This window comes from Aquimarina spinulae, assembly GCF_943373825.1.
Classification (GTDB): Bacteria; Bacteroidota; Bacteroidia; order Flavobacteriales; family Flavobacteriaceae; genus Aquimarina; species Aquimarina spinulae.
Window position 1 is genome coordinate 1350043 of sequence record NZ_CALSBP010000001.1, and the last position, 25880, is coordinate 1375922.

A 25880-nucleotide genomic window follows, 5' to 3' on the forward strand; every position below is an offset into this window, starting at 1 on the left:
ATAGTTTTGTATTATCTTTGCACACTAATTATTTCTAAAGAAAGGAGGTGCCACTATGTTAATTATACCAGTTAAAGACGGAGAAAATATAGATAGAGCGTTAAAACGTTTTAAGCGAAAATTTGATCGAACAGGAACGATGCGTCAGCTTCGTAAACGCCAAGCGTTTTCAAAACCTTCTGTTGAAAGAAGAGCGCAGATTCAAAAAGCGCAATATATTCAACACTTAAGAGATCAAGAAGAAATTTAAAAGTAAATAACGTTGTCTTTATAGTGTTTCTTTATCATAAGAAGCTAGATACCGTTTTTCAGTATAAATTTTAACCGTTAGGATACCAAAAGTTTTATACTTTTGTTTTCTAACGGTTTTTTTATGTTTATTTCTGAATTTATAGAATATTTACTTCACGAAAAAAATTATTCTAAGCATACAGTAACGGCCTATAAAGCAGATTTACTATCTTTTTTAGAGTTCTATCAAATAGAATATGATACTTCGAAGATAGCCGATGCAAACTATGCTCAGATTCGTTCCTGGATTGTGAGTCTTGTTAATGATGGTGTTTCTAATCGAACGATTAATAGAAAGGTGTCTTCTCTTAAAACATATTATAAATTTCTGCTTAAGTCAGAACAAATAGATAAGAACCCCCTGGCGAAGCATCAAGCTTTAAAAGCGCCTAAAAAGCTCCAAATACCATTTTCTACGCAAGAAGTAGAAGATGTTTTGAAAGATTTAAGAGATGATCAGGATTTCGAAAGTGTTAGAGATAGGTTGATTGTAGAGCTTTTTTATGCTACAGGAATAAGAAGAATAGAATTAGTAAATCTTAAACTATCAGATGTAGATATAAGCCAGAAGCAAATAAAAGTCTTGGGCAAACGTAATAAGGAAAGATATTTGCCGCTTCTTTCGTCGGTTTGTGATACGTTAAGCTTGTATTTGACCGTGAGATCTGATTTGATTGTGGGGCAAGAACCTTCCTTTTTGCTTTTGACAAAAAAAGGAGTTAAAATCTACGAAACACTTGTGTATCGCATTATAAATAGTTATTTTAGTAAGGCATCTTCAAAAGTAAAAAAGAGTCCGCATATTTTAAGACATTCTTTTGCGACACATTTGCTAAACGAAGGAGCAAACTTAAATGCTGTAAAAGAATTGCTTGGCCATTCCAGTTTAGCTGCTACTCAGATATATACTCATCATAGTGTAGCTCAGTTAACAAAAGTATATAAGCAATCTCATCCAAGAAATAAAAAATAAAAGATGAATTGTTAGCTTTATCAATCTTTTTTGGCTTAAAATTTTGTTCAACCTAATTAAACTAACAACCTATGAAAGTGAACTTGCAGTCCGTAAATTTTAATGCTGATCAAAAGTTAGTGGATTTTACTCAAACTAAATTAGATAAGTTAGAGACTCATTTTAATCGAATAATTCACGCAGATGTATTTTTGAAAGTTATGAATACAAGTGGTAAAGAAAATAAAATTACAGAGATTTTGTTAAGTGTGCCAGGAGATGAATTTATGATAAAAAAAATTAATAAATCCTTTGAAGAAGGTGTGGATGAGTGTGTTAGTTCGTTAGAAAGACAACTTAGAAAACGTAAAGAAAAATTAAATACACATGTTTGACTATTTTTTTTGAAAAATAGTTTTGTGAAAGAAATAAATTCTATACATTTGCAGTCCGTTAGAAATAGCGGACTTTTTTATGTTCTAAAACATGGTGAAAAGCCGATGTAGCTCAGCTGGCTAGAGCAGCTGATTTGTAATCAGCAGGTCGTGGGTTCGAGTCCCTCCATCGGCTCTAAAAAAGCATTTTTTTTAAATAAAAAAGAAAGCTTTTTAAATAGAATTTTGAATTGTAAAATAAATGACTATTTTTGCGCACTCAAAATTCAATAAGTTCATTTTAAAATATTGAATTTTTTAATCGGGGAGATACTCAAGCGGCCAACGAGGGCAGACTGTAAATCTGCTGACTACGTCTTCGCAGGTTCGAATCCTGCTCTCCCCACATAATTTAAAAATAAACATCAACTTAATTTGTCTAGATGTTTTTTTTGAAAGAAGTTAAAAATAAAATTCTGTTCTGAAATTTTTAATTCAGAACTAAAAGCGGGAGTAGCTCAGTTGGTAGAGCGTCAGCCTTCCAAGCTGAATGTCGCCAGTTCGAACCTGGTCTCCCGCTCTAAGAATTTTCTTTACGTTCAAATAATGTATTTGATTAGTAAAAGAAAGCAGGATGAAAAACTTGCATAGAGAGTGAGGCCTTATTTTTGAGGTTTTTAGCTTTAAAATAGAGCAGATCTTAATTATAAACTAATTAAGGTTGGATTTTTAACATAAATGTAATGATTGATCGGATTCCTTTCTTATAGTAATGAAAGTGCTCTGATTTGTCATTATACTCGTGTAAAAAGCCGGTGTAGCTCAGGGGTAGAGCGTTTCCTTGGTAAGGAAGAGGTCACGAGTTCAAATCTCGTCATTGGCTCTAGGTTCAGAATTTTAAATTGAACACTAATATATAACTTAGATTAAATAAATTAATTATGGCAAAGGAAACTTTTGATCGTTCCAAACCGCACTTAAATATTGGTACTATTGGACACGTTGATCACGGTAAAACGACTTTAACTGCTGCGATTACTAAAGTATTGGCAGATGCAGGTCTTTCTGAAGCAAGAGATTTCGATCAAATCGATAATGCTCCTGAAGAAAAAGAAAGAGGTATTACTATTAATACATCTCATGTTGAGTACCAAACTGAGAATCGTCATTATGCACACGTTGATTGTCCAGGTCACGCCGATTATGTAAAGAACATGGTTACTGGTGCTGCTCAAATGGACGGAGCGATCTTAGTAGTTGCTGCTACAGATGGTCCTATGCCACAAACACGTGAACATATACTTTTAGGTCGCCAGGTAGGTATTCCTAGAATCGTTGTATTCCTTAATAAAGTGGATATGGTTGATGATGAGGAATTATTAGAGCTTGTTGAAATGGAAGTAAGAGATCTTCTTTCTTTCTATGAGTATGACGGTGATAATGGTCCTATAATTGCTGGATCTGCTCTTGGAGCTCTTAATGGAGAGCAAAAATGGGTTGATACAGTTTTAGAATTAATGAAAGCTGTAGATTCTTGGATCGAATTACCAAAGCGTGATGTTGAGAAAGATTTCTTAATGCCGATTGAAGATGTATTTTCTATTACTGGTCGTGGTACTGTTGCTACAGGTCGTATAGAAACAGGAATCGCTAATACTGGAGATCCTGTAGAGATCATTGGTATGGGAGCTGAAAAGCTTACTTCAACTATAACAGGTATCGAGATGTTCCGTCAAATCCTTGATAGAGGTGAGGCAGGAGATAATGCTGGTATCCTATTAAGAGGTATTGAGAAAACTCAGATTTCTCGTGGTATGGTAATCACTAAGCCTGGTTCTGTAACTCCACATAAAAAATTCAAAGCTGAGGTATATATCCTTAAGAAAGAAGAAGGTGGACGTCACACTCCATTCCATAATAACTACCGTCCTCAGTTTTATGTACGTACAACTGATGTAACAGGAAATATTGCTCTTCCTGATGGAGTTGAGATGGTAATGCCTGGGGATAACTTAACTATTACTGTTGAGCTAATTCAGACAATTGCAATGAATGTAGGTCTTCGTTTTGCGATCCGTGAAGGTGGTAGAACAGTAGGTGCCGGTCAGGTAACTGAAATTTTAGACTAATACAAGATAGTATATACAAGTTAAGGTATTCGTTGATACGAATACCTTGACTTATGTTACGGGTTTAGCTCAGTTGGTAGAGCACTGGTCTCCAAAACCAGGTGTCGGGAGTTCGAGTCTCTCAACCCGTGCAAAGTCAATCAATATTGTATGTATACAGTATGGATTGTTATAATAATGAGTTTTATAACGAAATTCAAATTTGTTTTTGATTCGTTTAAAAAATAAACAAGATGGCTGGACTAGTAAATTACATTGCAGAATCATATAATGAGCTAAAGAATCATGTGACTTGGACCCCTTGGGCAGAAGCACAAAGACTTACTTTGATTGTAATCGTTTTTTTCGGTTATTTTTTCCTTAGTTATCTGGGGTATAGATACTGCATTTAGTAATGTGATAGAATATTATTTTACTTTAGTTAAATCTTAAATTTTTAAAATGGCTGAAGTAGATAATACGAAGAAATGGTACGTGGTAAGAGCGGTAAGCGGTCAGGAAAATAAAGTTAAAGACTATATCGAGCGAGAGATTGCTCATATGGGACTTGAAGATTATGTTTCTCAGATTCTTGTACCTACAGAAAAAGTAGTGCAGATTCGTAATGGAAAAAAAATAAATAAAGAAAGAGTGTATTTTCCCGGTTATGTTATGATAGAAGCTAACCTTTCTGGAGAAATACCACATATCATTAAATCTATTAATGGTGTAATAGGTTTTCTTGGTGAAGTAAAAGGAGGAGATCCTGTACCACTAAGAAAAGCAGAAATTAATAGAATGCTAGGTAAGGTTGATGAACTTGCAGTTAAGACTGATAATGTTGCAATTCCTTATACAGTAGGAGAGACAGTGAAAGTTATCGATGGACCATTTAACGGGTTTAACGGTACTGTTGAAAAAGTAAACGAAGAAAAGCGTAAACTTGAAGTAATGGTTAAGATTTTTGGAAGAAAAACACCATTAGAATTAAGTTATATGCAAGTAGAAAAAATATAATAATTGTTACATTATAGATCCAGAGTTGTTCTTTTGCTTCCACTTATAGAACAATTCTAATTTAAAATTAGAAAAATGGCTAAAGAGATAGGTAAAGTAGTAAAATTACAAGTGCGTGGAGGAGCGGCAAACCCATCCCCACCAGTTGGACCTGCTTTAGGTGCTGCCGGAGTAAATATCATGGAATTCTGTAAGCAATTCAATGGTAGAACACAAGATAAAGCTGGTAAAGTATTACCGGTTGTAATTAATGTGTATACAGACAAGTCTTTTGACTTTGTTATCAAAACTCCACCAGCAGCTGTTCAGATACTGGAAGCAGCAAAACAGAAAAAAGGTTCTGGAGAGCCTAATCGTAAAAAAGTAGCTAGTGTTACTTGGGATCAAGTTCGTACAATCGCAGAAGATAAAATGCAGGATTTAAATGCATTTACTGTAGAATCTGCTATGAAAATGATTGCCGGTACCGCTCGTTCAATGGGTGTAACTGTAAAAGGACAAGCTCCTTTTTAATCCAAAAACGTTTACAAAATGGCAAAAGTAACTAAAAAGCAAAAAGAAGCGAAAGCTAAGGTTGATAGCAACAAAGCATATTCGGTAGAAGAAGCTTCTTCTTTAATAAAAGAAATAACAAACGTAAATTTTGATGCTTCTGTAGATCTTGCTGTTCGTCTGAACGTAGATCCGCGTAAAGCAAATCAAATGGTGCGTGGTGTGGTAACATTACCTCACGGAACAGGAAAAGATGTTAAAGTATTAGCATTAGTAACACCAGATAAAGAAGCCGAAGCAAAAGAAGCAGGTGCTGATTTTGTTGGTCTTGATGAATATCTTGATAAAATCAAAGGCGGATGGACAGATGTTGATGTAATAATCACTATGCCTAGCGTTATGGGTAAACTAGGACCATTAGGTAGAGTATTAGGACCTCGTGGATTAATGCCTAACCCAAAAACAGGAACAGTGACTATGGATGTTTCAAAAGCAGTTTCTGATGTAAAGGCAGGTAAGATTGATTTTAAAGTAGATAAAACTGGTATTGTTCATGCAGCAATAGGTAAATCTTCATTCGATGCCGAGAAAATAGCTGGAAATGCTAAAGAATTATTAACAACATTGGTAAAGTTGAAGCCACAGACTGCAAAAGGAATATATATTAAGTCAATATATATATCATCTACAATGAGTCCTGGTGTAGAAATTGACACTAAAAACTTTGCTGGGTAATTAAGATAAACGATTATGACAAGAGAAGAAAAATCACTAGTAATTGATGACTTAACTGCTCAGTTAGCTGATAACACTAATATCTATTTAGCTGATATTTCAGGTTTAGATGCAGGAACAACTTCAAATTTACGTAGAGCTTGTTTTAAAGCTAATGTATCATTAAAAGTAGTTAAGAACACACTCCTTGCAAAAGCAATGGAGAATTCAGATAAAGATTTTGGAGAATTACCAACGACATTAAAAGGTAATACTTCCATTATGTTTGCTGAAACCGGAAATGCACCAGCAAAGGTAATTAAGGAATTTCGTAAGAAATCCGAAAAACCTGTATTAAAAGGAGCATTTATAGAAGAGGCAGTATATGTAGGTGACGAAAACTTAGACGCTTTAGTTAATATTAAGTCTAAAGAAGAAGTTATCGGAGACATTATTGGTCTATTACAATCACCAGCTAAGAATGTTATTTCAGCATTAAAATCAAGTGGTGGTACTATAGCCGGTATTCTTAAAACATTATCCGAAAAAGAAGGGTAATTAATAGTAGTGTACGCACTTTTTAACAATTATATTTCAATTAAAAAAATTATTTAAAACGATAGAAAATGGCAGATTTAAAAGATTTCGCAGAACAATTGGTTAACTTAACAGTAAAAGAAGTTAATGAGTTAGCTGATATATTAAAAGAAGAATATGGTATCGAACCTGCTGCTGCTGCAGTAGCTGTAGCTGCTGGCGGTGGTGCTGGTGGAGGAGATGCTGCTGAAGAAAAAACAGAATTTGATGTAATCCTTAAGGCTGCAGGTGGTGCTAAACTAGCTGTTGTAAAACTTGTAAAGGAACTTACAGGTCTTGGTCTTAAAGATGCTAAAGGATTAGTTGATGAAGCTCCTAAAGCAATCAAAGAAGGAATATCTAAAGATGAAGCAGAAGCTCTTAAAGCACAATTAGAAGAGGCTGGAGCTGAGGTTGAGCTTAAATAAGCTTACCATATATTGACATATAGGTTTAGACCCATCATGCGATGATGCCTGATGAGGTCTAAACCATTTTGCGTATATAAACATTAAGTTACAAATACGCACCCTTTTTTAAATTTTAATTTAATTCCGTCCATTGATGTTAGCAACGCAAACTGAAAGATTGAATTTCTCTTCTGTAAAGAATAGACCTGATTATCCTGACTTCCTGGATATTCAGATCAAATCCTTCCAGGATTTCTTTCAACTAGAAACAAAATCTGAAGAAAGAGGAAACGAAGGTCTATACAACACCTTCATGGAAAACTTCCCGATTACAGATACTCGTAATCAATTTGTACTAGAATTTTTAGATTACTTTGTAGACCCTCCAAGATATGATCTGCAGGAGTGTATAGAAAGAGGTCTTACCTATAGTGTACCTTTAAAAGCCCGTCTAAAACTTTTCTGTACAGACCCAGAACACGAAGATTTTGAGACTATTGTTCAGGATGTGTACTTAGGTACAATTCCTTATATGACACCCAGTGGTACTTTTTGTATTAATGGGGCAGAGCGAGTAGTCGTATCTCAATTACACCGTTCGCCGGGAGTATTCTTTGGACAATCATTCCATGCCAATGGAACAAAATTATATTCTGCAAGAGTAATTCCTTTTAAAGGTTCTTGGATAGAATTTGCTACCGATATCAATAGTGTAATGTACGCTTATATCGATAGAAAGAAAAAATTACCGGTAACTACACTTTTCCGTGCAATTGGTTTTGAACGTGATAAAGATATTTTAGAAATATTTGACCTTGCAGAAGAAGTAAAAGTTTCTAAATCCGGATTGAAAAAAGTTTTAGGTCGCAAGTTAGCAGCTCGTGTATTGAATACATGGCATGAAGATTTTGTAGATGAAGACACAGGAGAAGTTGTATCTATTGAGCGTAACGAGATCGTTTTAGATCGTGATACTATCTTAGATAAAGATCATCTTGAAGAGATTATCGAATCTGGAGCAAAAACCATTTTGCTTCATAAAGAAGATAATCAAAAAGGAGATTATGCAATTATCCACAATACTTTACAAAAAGATCCTACCAACTCTGAAAAAGAAGCGGTAGAACATATATATCGTCAATTACGTAATGCAGAACCGCCTGATGAAGAAACTGCAAGAGGTATTATTGACAAGTTATTCTTTTCTGATCAACGTTACAACCTTGGTGAAGTAGGTCGTTATAGAATGAATAAGAAATTGGGACTTGATATTGCAATGGATAAGCAAGTGCTTACCAAAGAAGATATTATTACCATTATAAAGTACTTAATAGAATTAATTAATTCTAAAGCTGAAATTGATGATATCGATCACCTTTCTAACCGTCGTGTTAGAACTGTAGGAGAGCAATTATCACAGCAGTTTGGAGTTGGTCTGGCACGTATGGCACGTACCATTCGGGAACGTATGAATGTTAGAGATAATGAGGTTTTTACACCGATTGATTTGATCAATGCTAAAACGTTATCATCTGTAATTAATTCGTTCTTTGGTACAAACCAGTTATCTCAGTTCATGGATCAAACCAATCCATTAGCAGAAATTACACATAAGCGTAGACTTTCGGCTCTTGGACCTGGAGGTTTATCACGTGAGCGTGCAGGTTTTGAGGTACGTGATGTACACTATACACATTACGGTCGTCTATGTCCTATTGAAACTCCTGAAGGACCAAATATTGGTCTGATCTCTTCACTTTCTGTATTTGCAAAAGTGAATTCGATGGGATTCCTTGAAACTCCATATAGAAAAGTGGAAGAAGGAAAGGTTGATCTTTCTGGATATACATACCTAAGTGCAGAAGAGGAAGAAGAAAAATTAATAGCTCAGGCTAATATTCCGTTAAAAGAAGATGGCGCTATAGATTCTGATAAGGTAATTGCACGTATGGAAGGTGACTTCCCGGTAATTGACCCAACCAATGTTAATTATGCCGATGTTGCTCCTAATCAGATAGCATCTATTTCTGCATCTTTAATTCCGTTCTTAGAACATGATGATGCAAACCGTGCATTGATGGGATCAAACATGATGCGTCAGGCAGTACCATTATTAAGAGTTGATGCTCCTATTGTAGGAACAGGATTAGAGCGTCAGGTAGCATCAGATTCCAGAGTATTGATTAATGCAGAAGGAGAAGGAGTTGTTGAGTATGTAGATGCACAAAAGATTACCATTAAATACGATAGAACCGAAGAGCAAAGAATGGTAAGCTTTGATGACGATTCTAAAACCTATGAATTAATAAAATTCCGTAAAACGAATCAAGGTACTAATATAAACCTTAAACCCATCGTTAATGTTGGGGATCGTGTTAAAAAAGGTCAGGTATTGTGTCAAGGATATGCTACAGAAAAAGGAGAACTTGCACTAGGTAGAAATATGAAAGTAGCCTTTATGCCTTGGAAAGGGTATAACTTTGAGGATGCGATTGTGATTTCTGAAAAAGTAGTACGAGAAGATATCTTTACTTCAATCCATATTGATGAATATTCTCTTGAGGTTAGAGATACCAAATTAGGTAATGAAGAATTAACTAATGATATTCCTAACGTTTCCGAAGAAGCTACCAAAGATCTTGATGAAAACGGAATGATCCGTGTTGGTGCAGAAATCAAACCAGGTGATATTCTTATCGGAAAAATTACTCCAAAAGGAGAAAGCGACCCTACTCCAGAAGAGAAACTATTAAGAGCAATCTTTGGAGATAAAGCAGGAGATGTTAAAGATGCTTCTTTAAAAGCTTCTCCTTCTTTACATGGTGTGGTAATTGATAAAAAATTATTTGCCCGTGCTATAAAAGATAAGAGAAAACGTTCTCAGGATAAAGAAGATATTGAGACTTTAGAAAGATCATACGATACAAAATTCGAATTACTGAAATCTGAATTGGTAGACAAACTATTTGCTATCGTTGGTGGTAAAACTTCTCAAGGGGTTATGAATGATCTTGGAGAAGAGGTACTTCCTAAAGGTAAAAAGTATACTCAGAAAATGCTTAATAGCGTAGATGATTATGCTCACCTTACTAAAGGAACATGGACTACCGATGATGCTTTAAATAGTATGGTTGCAGATCTTATCCATAATTATAAGATTAAAGAAAATGATTTACAAGGTAATCTTCGAAGAGAGAAATTTACGATCTCTGTAGGAGATGAATTACCTTCTGGAATTATAAAACTTGCTAAAGTTTATATCGCTAAGAAACGTAAGCTAAAAGTAGGTGATAAGATGGCAGGTCGTCACGGTAACAAAGGTATTGTTGCTCGTATTGTAAGAGAAGAAGATATGCCATTCTTAGAAGATGGAACACCTGTTGATATCGTATTAAACCCACTTGGGGTACCATCTCGTATGAATATTGGTCAGATTTATGAAACGGTATTAGGATGGGCCGGACAAAAATTAGGTAGAAAGTATGCTACCCCGATTTTTGATGGAGCGTCTTTAGATCAGATTAATGAATTTACCGATGAAGCAGGAATTCCAAGATTTGGACATACCTATCTTTATGATGGAGGTACGGGAGATCGTTTCCACCAGCCAGCTACAGTAGGTGTGATTTACATGCTTAAGCTTGGTCACATGGTAGATGATAAAATGCATGCACGTTCTATTGGGCCTTACTCGTTGATTACTCAACAACCACTTGGTGGTAAGGCTCAATTTGGAGGTCAACGTTTTGGAGAGATGGAAGTTTGGGCGCTAGAAGCTTATGGTGCTTCTGCAACCTTACGTGAGATATTGACGGTAAAATCTGATGATGTTATAGGAAGAGCTAAGACATACGAAAGTATTGTTAAAGGTGAGCCTATGCCAGAACCAGGATTACCAGAATCTTTTAATGTATTAATGCACGAATTAAAAGGTCTGGGTCTGGATATCAGATTAGAAGAATAGTAAATGCTAATTCGTACCCTGAGCAAAGTCGAAGGGTACGAATGAAACATAAAACTATTCAATTTTAAATTACAATAATTCTTTAGCAACCATATATTATGGCAAGAAATAATGATAAGAATACAGTAAAGAGATTTAATAAAATCTCTATAGGTTTAGCATCTCCTGAGTCAATTTTAGCGGCATCTCAGGGAGAAGTGCTAAAACCCGAAACTATCAATTATCGTACTCACAAACCCGAGCGTGATGGTTTGTTCTGTGAGCGTATTTTTGGACCTGTAAAGGACTTTGAATGTGCTTGTGGTAAATATAAAAGAATTCGTTACAAAGGTATTGTTTGTGATCGATGTGGAGTAGAGGTTACCGAAAAGAAAGTACGAAGAGATCGTGTGGGACATATTAACTTAGTTGTTCCTGTGGCACACATTTGGTATTTCCGTTCTTTACCAAATAAAATAGGATATTTATTAGGACTTCCATCTAAGAAATTAGATATGATTATTTACTACGAACGTTACGTAGTAATTCAACCTGGTATTGCCAAAAATGAAGAAGGTGAAGCTGTTCAGAAAATGGATTTCCTTACAGAAGAAGAGTATTTAAATATTTTAGATAGCCTTCCTCAGGAAAATTTATATCTTGATGATACAGACCCCAATAAGTTCATCGCAAAGATGGGAGCAGAGTGCCTTATCGAGATCTTAAGAAGAATTGATCTTGATGCACTATCTTACGAACTAAGACATAAAGCAAATAACGAAACGTCTAAACAACGTAAAACAGAAGCATTAAAACGTCTTCAGGTTGTTGAGTCTTTCCGTGATGCAAATAAAAATAGAGAAAATAATCCAGAATGGATGGTTCTTAAAGTTGTACCGGTAATTCCACCAGAATTACGTCCTTTAGTACCGCTTGATGGAGGTCGTTTTGCAACTTCAGATTTAAATGATCTGTACCGTCGTGTGATTATCCGTAATAATCGATTGAAGCGTTTAATGGAAATCAAAGCTCCAGAAGTTATTTTACGTAACGAAAAGCGTATGCTTCAGGAGTCTGTAGATTCATTATTTGATAATACACGTAAGGCTTCTGCAGTTAAAACAGATTCTAACAGACCATTAAAATCATTATCTGATTCTTTAAAAGGTAAGCAAGGACGTTTCCGTCAGAACTTACTTGGTAAACGTGTGGATTATTCAGCACGTTCTGTGATTGTTGTAGGACCAGAATTGAAATTATTCGAATGTGGTCTTCCAAAGAATATGGCTGCAGAACTTTATAAACCATTTGTAATCAGAAAACTGATCGAACGTGGTATTGTAAAGACAGTAAAATCTGCAAAGAAAATTATAGATAGAAAAGAGCCTGTAGTTTGGGATATCTTAGAGAATGTCTTAAAAGGACATCCGGTATTACTAAACCGTGCTCCTACGCTTCACCGTCTGGGTATACAGGCATTTCAGCCTAAACTTATTGAAGGTAAAGCGATACAGTTACACCCATTGGTTTGTACTGCATTTAATGCCGATTTTGATGGAGATCAAATGGCAGTACACTTACCATTAGGACCAGAAGCAATTTTAGAATCTCAGTTGTTGATGTTAGCATCACACAACATTCTTAACCCTGCTAATGGATCACCAGTAACAGTTCCTTCTCAGGATATGGTCTTGGGTCTTTATTATATGACTAAGTCTCGTAGATCTACTCCAGAATTAGAAATAAAAGGAGAAGACTTAACGTTCTACTCTCCAGAAGAAGTAGTTATAGCGTATAATGAAAAGAGATTAGATATTAATGCTAATATCAAAGTTAGAACTCAAGATATTGAAGAAGGAGAATTAGTAACTAAAATAATAGAAACTACTACAGGTAGAGTTTTATTTAATGAGAAAGTTCCTGAAAAAGCAGGATATATTAATGAAGTATTGACGAAAAAATCACTTCGAGATATTATCGGAGGTATTTTGAAAGTAACAAGTGTTCCTGAAACAGCAGAATTCTTGGATGAAATCAAAACATTAGGATATAATTTTGCATTCCAGGGAGGATTATCATTCAGTTTAGGAGATATTATTATTCCTAAAGAGAAACATACCATGATTGCTGATGCAAATTCACAGGTAGACAATATTGTAGCAAACTATAATATGGGTCTTATTACCAATAATGAGCGTTATAATCAGGTAATTGATATCTGGACATCTACAAATGCTGAGTTGACAGAGTTGTCTATGAAGCGTATTCGTGAAGATCAACAGGGATTCAATTCGGTATATATGATGCTTGACTCTGGAGCAAGGGGATCTAAAGAACAGATTCGTCAGTTAACCGGAATGCGTGGATTGATGGCAAAACCGAAGAAAGCGAGTTCTGCTGGTGGAGAAATTATCGAAAACCCAATTCTTTCTAACTTTAAAGAAGGACTTTCTATTCTTGAGTACTTTATTTCTACTCACGGTGCTCGTAAAGGTCTTGCAGATACCGCTCTTAAAACTGCGGATGCTGGATACCTTACACGTCGTTTGGTAGATGTTGCTCAGGATGTTATTGTTAATATAGAAGATTGTGGTACTCTTAGAGGTGTAGAGGTAACTCCGTTAAAGAAAAATGAAGAAATTATAGAAGGGCTTGCTGCTAGAATAGTGGGTAGAACTTCATTGCAAGATGTTATTGATCCATTAACTCAAGAAGTATTAGCAGAAGCTGGTGTAGAAATTAATGATGAAGTTGCTAAGATTATTGAGAATTCTCCTGTAGAATCTGTAGAAGTTCGTTCTGCGCTTACTTGTGAAGCAAAGAAAGGAATCTGTGTAAAATGTTATGGTCGTAACCTTGCTACTGGTAAAACAGTACAGCGTGGTGAAGCCGTTGGTGTTGTAGCTGCTCAATCTATTGGAGAGCCTGGTACACAGCTTACATTACGTACATTCCACGTAGGAGGTATTGCAGGTAACATTTCTGAAGAAAACCAATTAAGATCTAAGTTTGCCGGTAAAGCGGAAATAGAAGAACTTAAAACCGTTAAAGGAGAAGATGGAGAAGGTAATGAGATCGATGTAGTAATTTCTCGTACGTCAGAAGTTAAGATTATTGATCCAAAAACTAAGATTGTTTTAAGTACAAACTTAATTCCTTATGGTTCTCAATTATTTATCCAGGATGGAGATAAAATAGATAAAGATCATGTAATCTGTCAGTGGGATCCATATAATGGAGTAATTATCTCTGAATTTGCAGGTAAAGTAAGATATGAAAATATTGAGCAAGGTATTACCTATCAAGTAGAGATTGATGAGCAAACTGGTTTCCAGGAAAAAGTAATTTCTGAATCTCGTGATAAGAAAAAGATACCAACACTACATGTATTAGGAAAAGGAGATGAAGTGTTACGTTCTTATAACTTACCTGTTGGAGCCCACCTTATGGTAGACGATAATGATAAGATTAAGGTAGGTAAAATCCTGGTTAAGATCCCTCGTAAATCTGCCAAAGCTGGTGATATTACAGGAGGTCTTCCAAGAGTAACAGAATTATTCGAAGCACGTAATCCTTCTAACCCTGCTGTGGTTAGTGAGATTGATGGTGTAGTATCATTTGGAAAAATCAAACGTGGTAATCGAGAGATTATCGTAGAATCCAGAATAGGAGAAATTAAAAAGTATCTTGTAAAACTTTCTAATCAAATTCTTGTTCAGGAAAATGATTATGTTCGTGCAGGAATGCCATTATCAGATGGATCTACCACACCAGAAGATATTCTTAAAATCAAAGGCCCTTCTGCAGTACAGCAGTATTTGGTTAATGAAGTACAAGAAGTATATCGATTACAAGGTGTAAAAATTAATGATAAGCATTTTGAAGTGGTAGTACGTCAAATGATGCGTAAAGTAAGAATCCAGGATCCGGGAGATACTATTTTCCTTGAGAATCAGCTAGTACACAAATCTGATTTTATCGAAGAAAATGATCAGATTTTCGGAATGAAGGTTGTTGAAGATTCGGGAGATAGTGAAAACCTTAAAGAAGGACAGATTATTTCTCCTCGTGATTTAAGAGATGAAAATTCTGCTTTGCGTAGAGATGATAAAAACTTAGTTACTGCAAGAGACGTTTCTCCTGCTACAGCGACTCCAATACTGCAAGGTATTACAAGAGCTTCGCTACAAACCAAGTCATTTATCTCTGCAGCGTCATTCCAGGAAACAACAAAAGTGTTAAACGAAGCTGCGGTAAGCGGTAAAATTGATAGCCTTGAAGGTCTTAAAGAAAATGTGATTGTTGGACATAGAATACCAGCAGGAACAGGAATGAGAGACTATGAAAGTATCATTGTTGGTTCAAACGAAGAGTTTGAAGAACGAATGGAACAGCGACAAGAAGTTAATTATAACTAATATAAATAGCCTGCCTTTTTAGGCAGGCTTTTTTTTGATCAAACGATTCTAAAATAAAATTAGATATGGCAGATAATAAAAATCAGAAACAAAACCAATTGAATATAGAACTAGATGAAGATGTTGCAGATGGGACATATAGTAACCTTGCAATTATTAATCATTCTGTTTCAGAATTTGTAGTTGATTTTGTAAACATTATGCCGGGTAGACCGAAAAGTAAGGTGAAAAGTAGAATTATTCTAACTCCACAGCATGCCAAAAGATTATTAAAAGCTCTTAGTGACAATGTAAATCGATTTGAAGCTGCTCATGGAGAAATTAAAGATTATGAACAAACACCAATCCCTATGAATTTCGGCCCTACGGGAGAGGCTTAGATAAGAAATATAATAATAAAAAACCGACCTAAGTACCATATTTATGTAGTACTTAGGTCGGTTTTTTTATTATACAAGTTTTAGGTTTCTTCATCTAAATAAAAATAAATGTAACACTTACATAAAGTATTGGATGCTAGTAAGGTTCTGGTTATTTTTTTTGCTATTCTAGCAAAATAGAGATCATTTCCATTTTAAATATCATATCTATAGATAGTAGAGTTTTAAAGAACTGATACATAAACTTATATGAGCCTAAAATATATAAAATAACTATTGGCAGTTATATTTTTGCGGTAAAACAGTAATTGACTTAAAGAAAAATCTGCTAAATTTACAAAAGAGATATCTAAAATAAATCTTAAAATAGAAGCTAAAAGGTTTATTATAGAGCTCATTACTCACATTTGTCAAATAAATTTATATAGTTCACGAGTAATTAAAAGTGTTTTAGAAGAATTTATAACAATTCTTGATTTGATTTACCCTGATCGAATGTATTAATCAATTTATAACCCTAAAAATTGATTGGTATGATAAAAGAAACACATATATGGTGATCATAAAATATGATTTTGACACGACTTCTGTTGCTAGTCTTATTTGTTATTAATATATCTTTTGCTTATGCACAAGAAGATAGTCCTTGGGTAGTAGGCTTAGGGCTAAATGTTGTTGACAATTCTGGAAGTCGTTTTGATGAATTACTCAATATTGAAGATAATTGGAATCTATCGCGCCTATTAAAAGTTACGGTAGAAAAAAGATTCAAATATGATTATGGAGTTGAGCTATCAACATCAATCAATCAATTTAAAAGAGGTAAAAAAATAAATAGCGTTTTTAGTGTAGAAACTATCAATTATTTTGCAATTGACCTAATGGCTAAAAATTATACCTCTAACTATTGGAACGATCCTAGACATGCGGGATATACTGGGTATTTGATAGGAGGATGGGGAGGAAATTTTTTTAATGAAGTTGTTAATAATACAATAAATATTGGCCTGGGATTAAACATTAGACTTGGGGTATATATGTGGCTTAATTTTCAAACATTAGGAAAATTCTCTATAGATAATAATTCCCCGGGAAATGCAAATCATTTGCAACATTCTATTTCGGTTGTAATGTGGTTATAAATGAGTTGATATAATTAAAATATAGTATATGAAACCAAACTATTATGTACACGAAACTGCTGTAATAGATCATGGATGCGATATTGGTAAGGATACCAAAATATGGCATTTTTCTCATATTATGACCGATTGTAATATAGGTAAACATTGCAATATTGGTCAAAACGTAGTGATTTCTCCACAAGTTATTATAGGAGATAATGTGAAAATACAGAATAATGTATCTGTATATACAGGTGTTACTTGTGAAGATGATGTGTTTCTGGGGCCATCTTGTGTATTCACCAACGTTGTAAACCCAAGAAGTGGAGTAAATAGAAGAGGGCAATATAGCAAAACAAACGTAGGTAAAGGAGCAACGATCGGTGCAAATGCAACCATAGTTTGTGGTCATGATATTGGCGCATATGCTTTTATCGGTGCAGGAGCCGTTGTAACCAAGAATATAAAACCATATGCACTTGTGGTAGGAAATCCAGCTAAACAAATTGGCTGGATGAGCGAGTATGGTCATCGTTTAGAGTTCGATAAAGAAGACATTGCTATTTGCCCCGAAAGCAATGAAATCTATAAATTAGATAATCAACAAGTTTTTAAAACACAACCTGTCAAAAAGGAATTTTGATTCCTACTGTACCCCTATTCTGTACTATCAGATACATGATTAAATATCTTAAAGTGTAATTAAAAAAGACATGATGATGAAAAAAAACTTTGCATTGATTGGCGCAGCAGGTTATGTGGCTCCAAAACACCTTAAAGCTATTAAAGAAACAGATAATAACCTTCTGGCTGCACTAGATAAATTTGATAGTGTAGGAGTATTAGATAGTTATTTCCCAGATACCGATTTTTTTGTAGAATTTGAACGTTTCGACAGACACCTCGAAAAACTTAAAAGAAGAAAAGGAATTATATTAGATTATGTAAGTATTTGTACACCAAACTATTTACATGACGCCCATATAAGAATGGCACTTCGCAGAGGAGCCAATGCAATCTGCGAAAAACCTCTTGTTTTAAATCCTTGGAATATAGAGCCTCTCATTGAAATTGAGGCAGAATGTGAGAGAAAAGTAAATACAATCTTGCAGTTGCGATTACACCATAGTATAGTAGCTCTTAAAAAAATGGTCGATGAAGGACCCAAAGATAAAATATATGATATAGACCTTACCTACCTTACCTCTAGAGGTAGTTGGTATAATAGCTCCTGGAAAGGAGAAATCGGTAAATCAGGAGGAATAGCAACTAATATAGGAGTTCATTTTTTTGATATGCTACTTTGGATATTTGGAGGAGCAACAGAGAACATTGTACATAAACATGATCTTTATAATGCCTCTGGATATTTAGAACTAGAAAAAGCACGTGTAAGATGGTTTCTATCTATAGATTATGAAAATATACCTGAGTCTGTTAAAATGAAAAACCAAAGAACATATCGTTCTATCCTCGTTGATGGAAAAGAAATTGAGTTTAGCTCTGGCTTTACAGAATTACATACCAAAAGTTATATAGAAATTCTAAAAAATAATGGCTTTGGATTGGTCGATGCAAAACCGTCTATACAATTAGTACAAGATATTAGAAACACAGAATTAAGCCCGTTAAGAGGAGAATATCACCCTTTTCTAAACAGGTCGAAAAAAGTACAGTATACCTAATTTTTCAGTACAAGATTTGGCTTTAAAATTTGGTTACTTTAAATAAAAACAACTACTCGTGAGTATTTTGAAAAGAAAAACAACTATTGGATTAGTATGGAGTAGTATTGATAAGTTTTCGACGCTAATGATACAATTCATTTTAGGTATTGTATTAGCAAGAATACTTATGCCAGAAGACTACGGCCTTATCGGAATGATAGCTATTTTTCTTGCAATATCTCAGTCCTTAGTAGATAGTGGGTTTTTTACTGCATTGGTACAGAAAAAAAATGTAAATAATAATGACTACTCTACAATATTTTTCTTTAATATCATTGTAGGTTTTATGCTATATGGCATTTTATTTATTGGATCTGGTTTTATAGGAGATTTCTATGAAACACCAATACTAGTGGATATTATAAAAGTTATTGGGATCAATATTATAATTGTATCCACTACCATTGTTCACAGAGCATTTCTTACCACTAAAATTGATTTTAAAACACTGGCTATAATCAATATTGTGTCTGCACTACTAGGGGGGATTGTTGGTATTTATCTGGCTGTTAATGGATATGGTGTCTGGGCTTTAGTATATCAAACCATTGTAAGAAGTCTATCAATTGCGATTTTATTCTGGATCTTAAATCAATGGAAACCTAGTTTGATTTTTGATAAACAATCGTTTAATGCTCTTTTTAGATTTGGTTCTAAACTAATGATTTCTGGGCTACTTAAAATCTTTTTTAAGAATATTTATCTCATCATTATTGGTAAAATCTATAAAGCAGAAGAACTGGGATATTTTACCAGAGCTACTTTATTTAAGCAAATTCCTGCAACTCTGGTAACCACGATTCTTCAAAGTGTTACTTTTCCTGTTTTGGTAAAAGTAATAGAGGAAGATTCAAAAGTTAAAAATCTTTTAGAGCGAAGTGTTAAACTTACGGGCTTCCTATTATTTCCTATTATTACTGTACTTATATTTTATGCCAAACCAATTATTTTGGTTTTAATCACTAGTAAATGGTTACCAACTGTTGTTTTACTTCAGATATTATCATTAGAAATTATTTTTCATCCATTACAGTATATCAATCTTAATTTTCTGAATGCCAAAGGAAGGTCTGATTTATTCTTAAAATTAGAACTCATAAAAAATGTGCTCACTATTGTTGCAATCCTGGTGACCTATAAGTTTGGGTTGATTCCGTTAAGTATTGGATATATTTTGGTTTCTTTTTTAGGTTTTTTTATTAACTCATATTATACCAAAAAATATATTGATTATTCAGGTTTTGACCAATTAGTAGATCTTCTTCCATACCTGTTGGTTAGTACGGTAGCTACAGGAATAGGTTTTTTTATTAGTGGAATATTTAGTAGCTATTTAATTCAACTCATCATAGGAGTAGGAATAAGTTTAGGGATATACTATGTACTATCCTATATATTGAAGTTTAAAGAATTGATTGAAATTCAGAACCTTATTACTAGCAAGATAACGACAAAGTAATATTTAAAAATCTAAAGAGATGAAACAAATCATAAAAAAAATGATATCAGGAATCCTCAATGGTATTATGGCTTTGATTCCGGGAAAAACCCGTAAAGCATCTTTTTTAGGATGGATTAGTAGGATACTTGAAGACTCTAATAATCAAGTAGAATATGATGCAGATTATGATATGTATTGGTTAAAAAATAGAGAGCAATATCTTTATTTGGTACAACAACCATATTTCAATTTTAGTAAGAAGAAGCTTTATCGAAGTATCGAACGGATAGCTTGTCAATATTATACGCCTAAAAAAGGAGATGTAATTGTCGATATTGGTGCAGGAATAGGGACAGAAACGTTATTTTTTGACGAAAAAACAGAAAATGAAGGTAGAATATATTCTATCGAAGCTAGTAGAGCAAGTCATCAAAAACTTGTAGAATTATGTGCTAAAAACCAAATTAAAACTTCCGAAAATTTAAATCTGGCTATTACCGATAGTAATCAAAAATTATGGATTGAAGAATCGAATAATTATCAAGTTGATTACATAAATAAAGAATCCAAAGGGGTAGAAGTAGATGGGATCACTTTAGATCATTTTGTAGAAAAAAAGAATATAACAAACATTGATTTTCTTAAGGTTAATATAGAAGGATCCGAACTACAAATGATAGAAGGTATGGAAAATGCAATCAAGATTACTAAAAATGTTGCTATCTCCTGTCATGATTTTCTTTTTGATGATGACCGACAGATTAAGATTAAAATGTCAAAATTCTTAAAAGCTAATAATTTTCAGGTTTCCTATAATCAAACGGGACATCAGATAATAGATAGCTGGATATATGGAAAACAACGATAGATGAAAATTGTACATGTCATATCATCCCTGGATATCGGAGGAGCAGAAAATTTTGTTGTTCAACTTGCCAATGAACAATCAAAATCAAATGATGTATCCATCATTGCTCTAAAAATAACAGATCCGAATAAAAACTATATTGATAAAATAACAAAAGAAATTCATCTATACCAATTGGACTGGACCCAAAAGTATAGTATAAAACAATTTATTAATCTATATATTCTCCTTGGTAAATTAACTCCTAAAACCATTTTTGTACACTTACATAATCCGTTATACTATATCTACGGGATCTCAATATTAAAACCCAAAATATCTTATATACATACCATTCATAGTAGTTTCGAGAATTGGAAATTAGTACTCGGGTATTTAAATAAACTTCGTTTTTTAAACAATAGAATTTTACATGTATGTGTCGCCCCAACTATTTATAAGGATCTCAAGAAAAATTTACCAAAACTAAAGTCAACAGTTATACCTAACGGAATAAAAAGTCACTACCCAGAAAGAGCGGCAAGCGAAATAAAAACATTTTGGAATAGTTTCTCAATACAACCGCAAAAAGGACAACGTTTTCTGGCAATAGGAAATATAAATCGTCATAAAAATTATAAACTACTATCCTTAAGTTTTGGAGAAGTGTATGCTAAGTATCCTGATGCTATGTGTATTCAGATAGGACGCGAGACAGATATGATTCTGGTTGATGAACTTAAGAGAATTAATACCCCCAATGTATTCTTAGCAGGGCCCAAAAAAAATGCAGCAGACTTTTTACTGGATGCAGACGCCTTGATTGTAAGCTCTGCCCAGGAAGGTATGCCTATTGTAATTCTAGAAGCTTTATCAATGGGAGTGCCAATAATTAGTACCCCAGCAGGAGGAATCAAAGATATTATTATAGACGGTTATAATGGATTTCTTATCGAGGATTTTGAAGTACCCTCGCTAACATCTGCAATTCTAAAATTTATTGAATTATCACAAGCTAATAAAAAAATAATGGCAGCTAATGCTAAATCGTGTTTTGAAGACTGTTATGAAATACAAAAGGTAAACCAATCCTATCAAAGTAAATCAGCATAATGTACTGGACAAAGAGAAATACTAATGTTATCATGTTTTTTACAGTAGGAATACTGTTACTTCATGTAGTGATATTTCCAGATTACATTATGCCATTACCAATTCTATTTGCAGGCTTCGGAACCATTATTCTTTTTGTAACAGGACTACAATATTATTCTCAATCTTGGGAAAAAAAAGACAATTTTATACAAAGGATTTTTCTGCACAGCTTTATATATCGTCTCATTTCAATTGGAGTTCTATATATACTTACAATGCTCTATGATCCAGCAAATTTACCTATGGAAATTGGAGCATCAGACTCCTGGAACTACCATTATTCTGGATCAATAGTAGCAGATGCGATAGAAGACGGAAGACACATATTTGGTGTTTTATCTGGCTTTTGGAAAAATGAATCTGATTATGGATTCTCTATTATTATCGGTTTTTTCTATTTCATTTTTGGAAAGAATATTTTGATTATAAAAATTTTCAATGCTCTACTGGGGAGTATCACGGTTATAAGAATATATCAAATAACCAGGATTTCTTATGATGAAAAAAGAGCTCGTATGGCAGGAATTATTACGATGTTAATGCCAGCATTGTTATGGTTTACAGGTTTTTTGTTAAAAGAAACATTTATGATATTCCTGATTGCAAATATTGCTTATCTAACCCAACTAATCATCATACAGAGAAAATTTAGAGTTCTATATTCATTACTTATTCTACTTCATTTTGGGATACTTTTTTACTTCAGAGTAATACTAGCTCCCTTACTCATCTTTTGCGTACTACTACAGATTTTGTTTTATAAGACGTCTAATAAAAATTATAAAATGTCGGCTGTATTTATTTCAATACTATTTATCGCCGGAAGTTTTTTTGTAATGAAAAAATTAGGAATGGATAAGCATGTAGAAATAGCAATAGAAGCAAGTAAAGATCAATTTGGTAATGAGTTAAGTAATACTTCTAAACAGAGAGGAATAAGTTATACAGCAGCTCTTGTAAGTCCACTTTTAATTGCTGGTGCGATTATTACTCCTTTTCCTTCATTATTAGATTTTGAAGCAGCACAATTAGGGATTTATTCACATTTTCAAAACGAAATTGTACGAAACTGCCTATACTTTTTTGTATTTCTAGGATTGTATAATGCTTATAAAACCAAAAATAGAAGAGTCATTTTTGTTGGTGGATTTGCTATACTATATATTATAATTCTTGCTATATCCGGAATATCATTTCAGGATCGATTTCAAATACTATCACTGCCATTTTTAATCATTTTTATGGCAGATGGTATTGCTACAAAATACCCCAAACGTAATCAGCATTGGTTAAGCTATCTAACATTCATTTTTGCAGCAATATTGATGTGGAATTTATTTAAATTATCAAATCGTGGACTATTATAAACAGGAAAAACTATGAGTGACTTTATACTACTTCATAAAAAGCAGATATCTAAATCAGAGAAAAAAAAATTACTCAGGTTAACCTCTAACTGGTATTTGTTATTTACGGGTACAAACTATTTTGAATATAATATTGGAAAGTTTAAAGTAATAGTTGTTGGTGATTATATAGGTTCTGTCGAAGAAGTTTTTAGTGTTAATGATTATGAAATTGCTAAGCTTAAAGGGCATTTTTATGCCATTGTAGCCAAAGAGAATGCTATAAAAATATACAATAGTTTTTTTAGCATGCTACCCATTTATTATACAGAGAATGATTGTATAATATCATCATCATTACAGTTAATTAATGAGCATCTTACTACAAAACCAGAAATAGATAAAAAGTTTATTCTCGAAAACCTTTTGTTTAACTATGGTTTTTTTAATAGAACGCTATATAAAAATATCAATTTGCTTCCCTGTCATTCTTTTATTACTTTAAAAAATGATAAAATTACTGTTACCAAACATTTTGATATTGCCAGTTTGTTTGTTCCGTATCCAAAAGGAGGTAAAAAAACGGTAGATCAGTTAAGTAATCTATTTATAGAGACCGCAAAACAATATTTTCCAAAAGAAGAATTTGATATTGCATTTACAAGTGGTTTTGATGGAAGAACATTGGTTAGTTGTGCCACATATCACCATCAAAAATTTAAGACATTTTCTTTTGGTAAGCCAGAAAATGATGATGTAAGTATTCCTTTGGCCAATGCTAAAACTTTAAAAATACCATATCAATATTTTGACCTTGGGGTTACTCAATATATATCATCAGAGTATTACCAAAATGCACTAGAATATACCACATCGGGTTATCTGGGAAATGGACTTTTATATCCTCATTTTTTATATAGTACAAAAAAGGTTTCAGAAAACTCGAAATATTTATTGTCCGGAGCAGGAGGAAGCGAATTGTTTAGAGCATTACATTCGGCCGGTGCGGTCACTTCAGAAACATTAACAAATGTCTTTAAAATACAAAACGAAGAAGAATTAGTAGAAAGTATAAAAAATGCAGAACCTCTTCGCGTTTTAAATACATCTGCATTTGCTGTAGAGCTAGATGAACTTACCCAAGAAATTATAGAATACAAAAAATCTCTTCCTCAGGATATAACAAGGAATCAACAATTTTACATTTTTGTATTCGAAGAAATCTTTAGAAAATTCTTTGGACAGTGGATTGCGCTACAGCAAAAATACGTTTCGGTTAGAACACCATTTCTTGATTATAATTTTGTAAAAACATTACTTACTACAAAGTATGGAGGAGCTAATAATGACTTTTTTACAGATAATCCTATAAAAAGGATGAAAGGTCAATACCTGTATACAGATATCATAAAGAAGACTAATCAACAGATTTATACCCAGGTAACAGGAAAGGGATATCGCCCTATAGACGTAAGAGACCCTAAGTATATTCATAATATTATTCTTCCGTTTTTAAAGAAAAAACTACTTAAAAAAGTTACAAAAACCAATTTAGACAATCTGGGTATTATTTCTGGAGTCAAAGCAAATGAGAAAGAATTACGCTTGACCATAAATAGTGATCAATTACTTTTTAATAGTAAACGATTAAATACAATGTTTACCGATTTATCTCCCTATACACCAGAAAAATATCGAGATACATTATTAATGTCTTTGTCCATACTACACAATATGTCTAATCATTCTGTTTCATCAAAAACAAACACCTATGAAGTCTATAATAGCATTAATGGATTATAAAACAAAATTTGGATCTAAACATTTTGATACTCCTTATCGTAGCGGGATGGATAAAGATAAGCTATCCGACTATTTTAATGATATGGGATTTCGGTTGGCGTATACCTATTTCAATGAAATTAACCTAAGTGAAGGTACTTTTAAAGATAAAGATGTGATCTATACCTCTTCAGAAGATATTGGGTATAAATATAAATCCTATATAGAAGATGTGATATATGCATTAGAGTTATCTGGTGCGAATGTAGTTCCTGCATACAAACATTTAAGAGCTAATAATAATAAAGTTTTTATGGAGCTTATGAGGCAATTCGAAGACTTGACAAATAATATTAATGCACAGGTCTATGGCTCTATGAAAGATCTTTTGATGCATTTGAATAAGGTTACCTACCCTGTTGTTTTTAAAACTTCTGAAGGTGCTTCGGGAACGGGAGTTTGCTTAATAAAATCTGAAAAAGAATTAATCACTAAAGTCAAACAAATAAATCAACGTAATTATCGTAGTGATTTAAGAGACTATGGAAGATCTCTCAAACATGAAGGATACATAAGAGAATCTCTATATAGGCAAAAATTTATACTACAAGATTTTATACCAAATCTGCAGAATGATTGGAAGATTTACATTTTTGGAGAAAAACTATATGTATTTAAAAGGCCATTATTGAAAGGGCGTGGTATTAAAGCCAGTGGTGGTGGATATGATAATTATTTCTATGGATTAGAAGCCGAAGCACCCGATGGCCTTTTTGATTTTGC

The 25880-nt window shown here is 33.5% G+C and carries 21 protein-coding genes, 5 tRNA genes and 1 pseudogene; all 27 read left to right on the top strand.

Annotation, left to right across the window (positions count from 1 at the left end; genetic code table 11):
• The first annotated feature begins 55 nt into the window (after positions 1-55).
• Positions 56-250 carry a 30S ribosomal protein S21 gene (rpsU, locus tag NNH57_RS05865; protein ID WP_024768892.1) on the top strand — a complete coding sequence of 65 codons (195 nt, stop codon included), beginning with the start codon at positions 56-58 and terminating at the stop codon, positions 248-250.
• A gap of 123 nt (positions 251-373) precedes the next feature.
• A complete protein-coding gene (locus NNH57_RS05870) occupies positions 374-1264 on the top strand; it encodes a tyrosine-type recombinase/integrase (RefSeq protein WP_074408235.1) in 891 nt (296 codons plus the stop codon).
• A 71-nt stretch (positions 1265-1335) separates the two neighbouring features.
• Positions 1336-1638 (top strand): ribosome hibernation-promoting factor, HPF/YfiA family, encoded by a 303-nt coding sequence (gene hpf, locus NNH57_RS05875; protein ID WP_074408234.1) that lies wholly within the window; start codon positions 1336-1338, stop codon positions 1636-1638.
• Between the two features lie 101 nt (positions 1639-1739).
• Positions 1740-1813 (top strand) — tRNA-Thr (locus tag NNH57_RS05880).
• A 128-nt stretch (positions 1814-1941) separates the two neighbouring features.
• Positions 1942-2023 (top strand) — tRNA-Tyr (locus tag NNH57_RS05885).
• 101 nt (positions 2024-2124) lie between these two features.
• A tRNA-Gly gene (locus tag NNH57_RS05890) sits at positions 2125-2197 on the top strand.
• A 231-nt stretch (positions 2198-2428) separates the two neighbouring features.
• Positions 2429-2500: transfer RNA gene (locus NNH57_RS05895), tRNA-Thr, on the top strand.
• Between the two features lie 58 nt (positions 2501-2558).
• Positions 2559-3746: an elongation factor Tu gene (gene tuf, locus NNH57_RS05900; RefSeq protein ID WP_074408233.1), complete on the top strand. Its 1188-nt coding sequence runs from the start codon at positions 2559-2561 to the stop codon at positions 3744-3746.
• A 58-nt stretch (positions 3747-3804) separates the two neighbouring features.
• A tRNA-Trp gene (locus tag NNH57_RS05905) sits at positions 3805-3877 on the top strand.
• Positions 3878-3979: 102 nt separating this feature from the next.
• Positions 3980-4178: pseudogene (gene secE, locus NNH57_RS05910) on the top strand (preprotein translocase subunit SecE).
• Positions 4179-4187: 9 nt separating this feature from the next.
• Positions 4188-4742, top strand: coding sequence for a transcription termination/antitermination protein NusG (gene nusG / locus NNH57_RS05915; protein WP_024768887.1), 555 nt, complete (start codon positions 4188-4190; stop codon positions 4740-4742).
• Between the two features lie 75 nt (positions 4743-4817).
• On the top strand, positions 4818-5255 hold the full coding sequence (gene rplK, locus NNH57_RS05920) for a 50S ribosomal protein L11 (protein WP_024768886.1): 438 nt from the start codon (positions 4818-4820) through the stop codon (positions 5253-5255).
• Positions 5256-5273: 18 nt separating this feature from the next.
• Positions 5274-5969, top strand: a complete 696-nt coding sequence (gene rplA, locus NNH57_RS05925) for a 50S ribosomal protein L1 (RefSeq protein WP_074408232.1) — start codon at positions 5274-5276, stop codon at positions 5967-5969.
• A 15-nt stretch (positions 5970-5984) separates the two neighbouring features.
• Positions 5985-6506, top strand: coding sequence for a 50S ribosomal protein L10 (rplJ, locus tag NNH57_RS05930; protein ID WP_024768884.1), 522 nt, complete (start codon positions 5985-5987; stop codon positions 6504-6506).
• Between the two features lie 68 nt (positions 6507-6574).
• Entirely contained in the window at positions 6575-6952 is a 378-nt protein-coding gene (gene rplL, locus NNH57_RS05935; RefSeq protein ID WP_025665929.1) for a 50S ribosomal protein L7/L12, read from the top strand.
• 136 nt (positions 6953-7088) lie between these two features.
• Positions 7089-10898, top strand: coding sequence for a DNA-directed RNA polymerase subunit beta (gene rpoB / locus NNH57_RS05940; protein WP_074408231.1), 3810 nt, complete (start codon positions 7089-7091; stop codon positions 10896-10898).
• 98 nt (positions 10899-10996) lie between these two features.
• Positions 10997-15295: a DNA-directed RNA polymerase subunit beta' gene (gene rpoC, locus NNH57_RS05945; protein WP_074408230.1), complete on the top strand. Its 4299-nt coding sequence runs from the start codon at positions 10997-10999 to the stop codon at positions 15293-15295.
• Positions 15296-15360: 65 nt separating this feature from the next.
• Positions 15361-15675 (top strand): DUF3467 domain-containing protein, encoded by a 315-nt coding sequence (locus tag NNH57_RS05950; RefSeq protein ID WP_025665932.1) that lies wholly within the window; start codon positions 15361-15363, stop codon positions 15673-15675.
• 569 nt (positions 15676-16244) lie between these two features.
• The gene (locus NNH57_RS05955; RefSeq protein ID WP_132066187.1) at positions 16245-16817 is read left to right on the top strand and encodes a hypothetical protein; all 573 of its coding nucleotides are present in this window, start codon (positions 16245-16247) and stop codon (positions 16815-16817) included.
• Positions 16818-16845: 28 nt separating this feature from the next.
• Entirely contained in the window at positions 16846-17442 is a 597-nt protein-coding gene (locus tag NNH57_RS05960) for an acyltransferase (RefSeq protein ID WP_074408228.1), read from the top strand.
• 76 nt (positions 17443-17518) lie between these two features.
• Positions 17519-18484: a Gfo/Idh/MocA family protein gene (locus NNH57_RS05965; RefSeq protein WP_408608262.1), complete on the top strand. Its 966-nt coding sequence runs from the start codon at positions 17519-17521 to the stop codon at positions 18482-18484.
• A 58-nt stretch (positions 18485-18542) separates the two neighbouring features.
• Complete coding sequence (locus NNH57_RS05970; protein ID WP_159099266.1) at positions 18543-19985, top strand: lipopolysaccharide biosynthesis protein; 1443 nt, start codon at positions 18543-18545, stop codon at positions 19983-19985.
• Positions 19986-20004: 19 nt separating this feature from the next.
• Complete coding sequence (locus tag NNH57_RS05975; RefSeq protein WP_108808439.1) at positions 20005-20835, top strand: FkbM family methyltransferase; 831 nt, start codon at positions 20005-20007, stop codon at positions 20833-20835.
• On the top strand, positions 20836-21927 hold the full coding sequence (locus tag NNH57_RS05980) for a glycosyltransferase (RefSeq protein WP_108808440.1): 1092 nt from the start codon (positions 20836-20838) through the stop codon (positions 21925-21927). It begins immediately after the preceding gene.
• Positions 21927-23336: a glycosyltransferase family 39 protein gene (locus NNH57_RS05985; RefSeq protein WP_082994896.1), complete on the top strand. Its 1410-nt coding sequence runs from the start codon at positions 21927-21929 to the stop codon at positions 23334-23336. Before NNH57_RS05980 ends, NNH57_RS05985 begins: the two co-directional genes overlap by 1 nt.
• Before the next feature lie 12 nt (positions 23337-23348).
• Positions 23349-25118, top strand: a complete 1770-nt coding sequence (locus tag NNH57_RS05990) for an asparagine synthase-related protein (protein ID WP_108808441.1) — start codon at positions 23349-23351, stop codon at positions 25116-25118.
• Positions 25087-25880 (top strand): ATP-grasp domain-containing protein (locus tag NNH57_RS05995; RefSeq protein ID WP_254504116.1); only part of this gene is annotated, 794 nt, incomplete at its 3' end. The genes NNH57_RS05990 and NNH57_RS05995, both read left to right, overlap by 32 nt.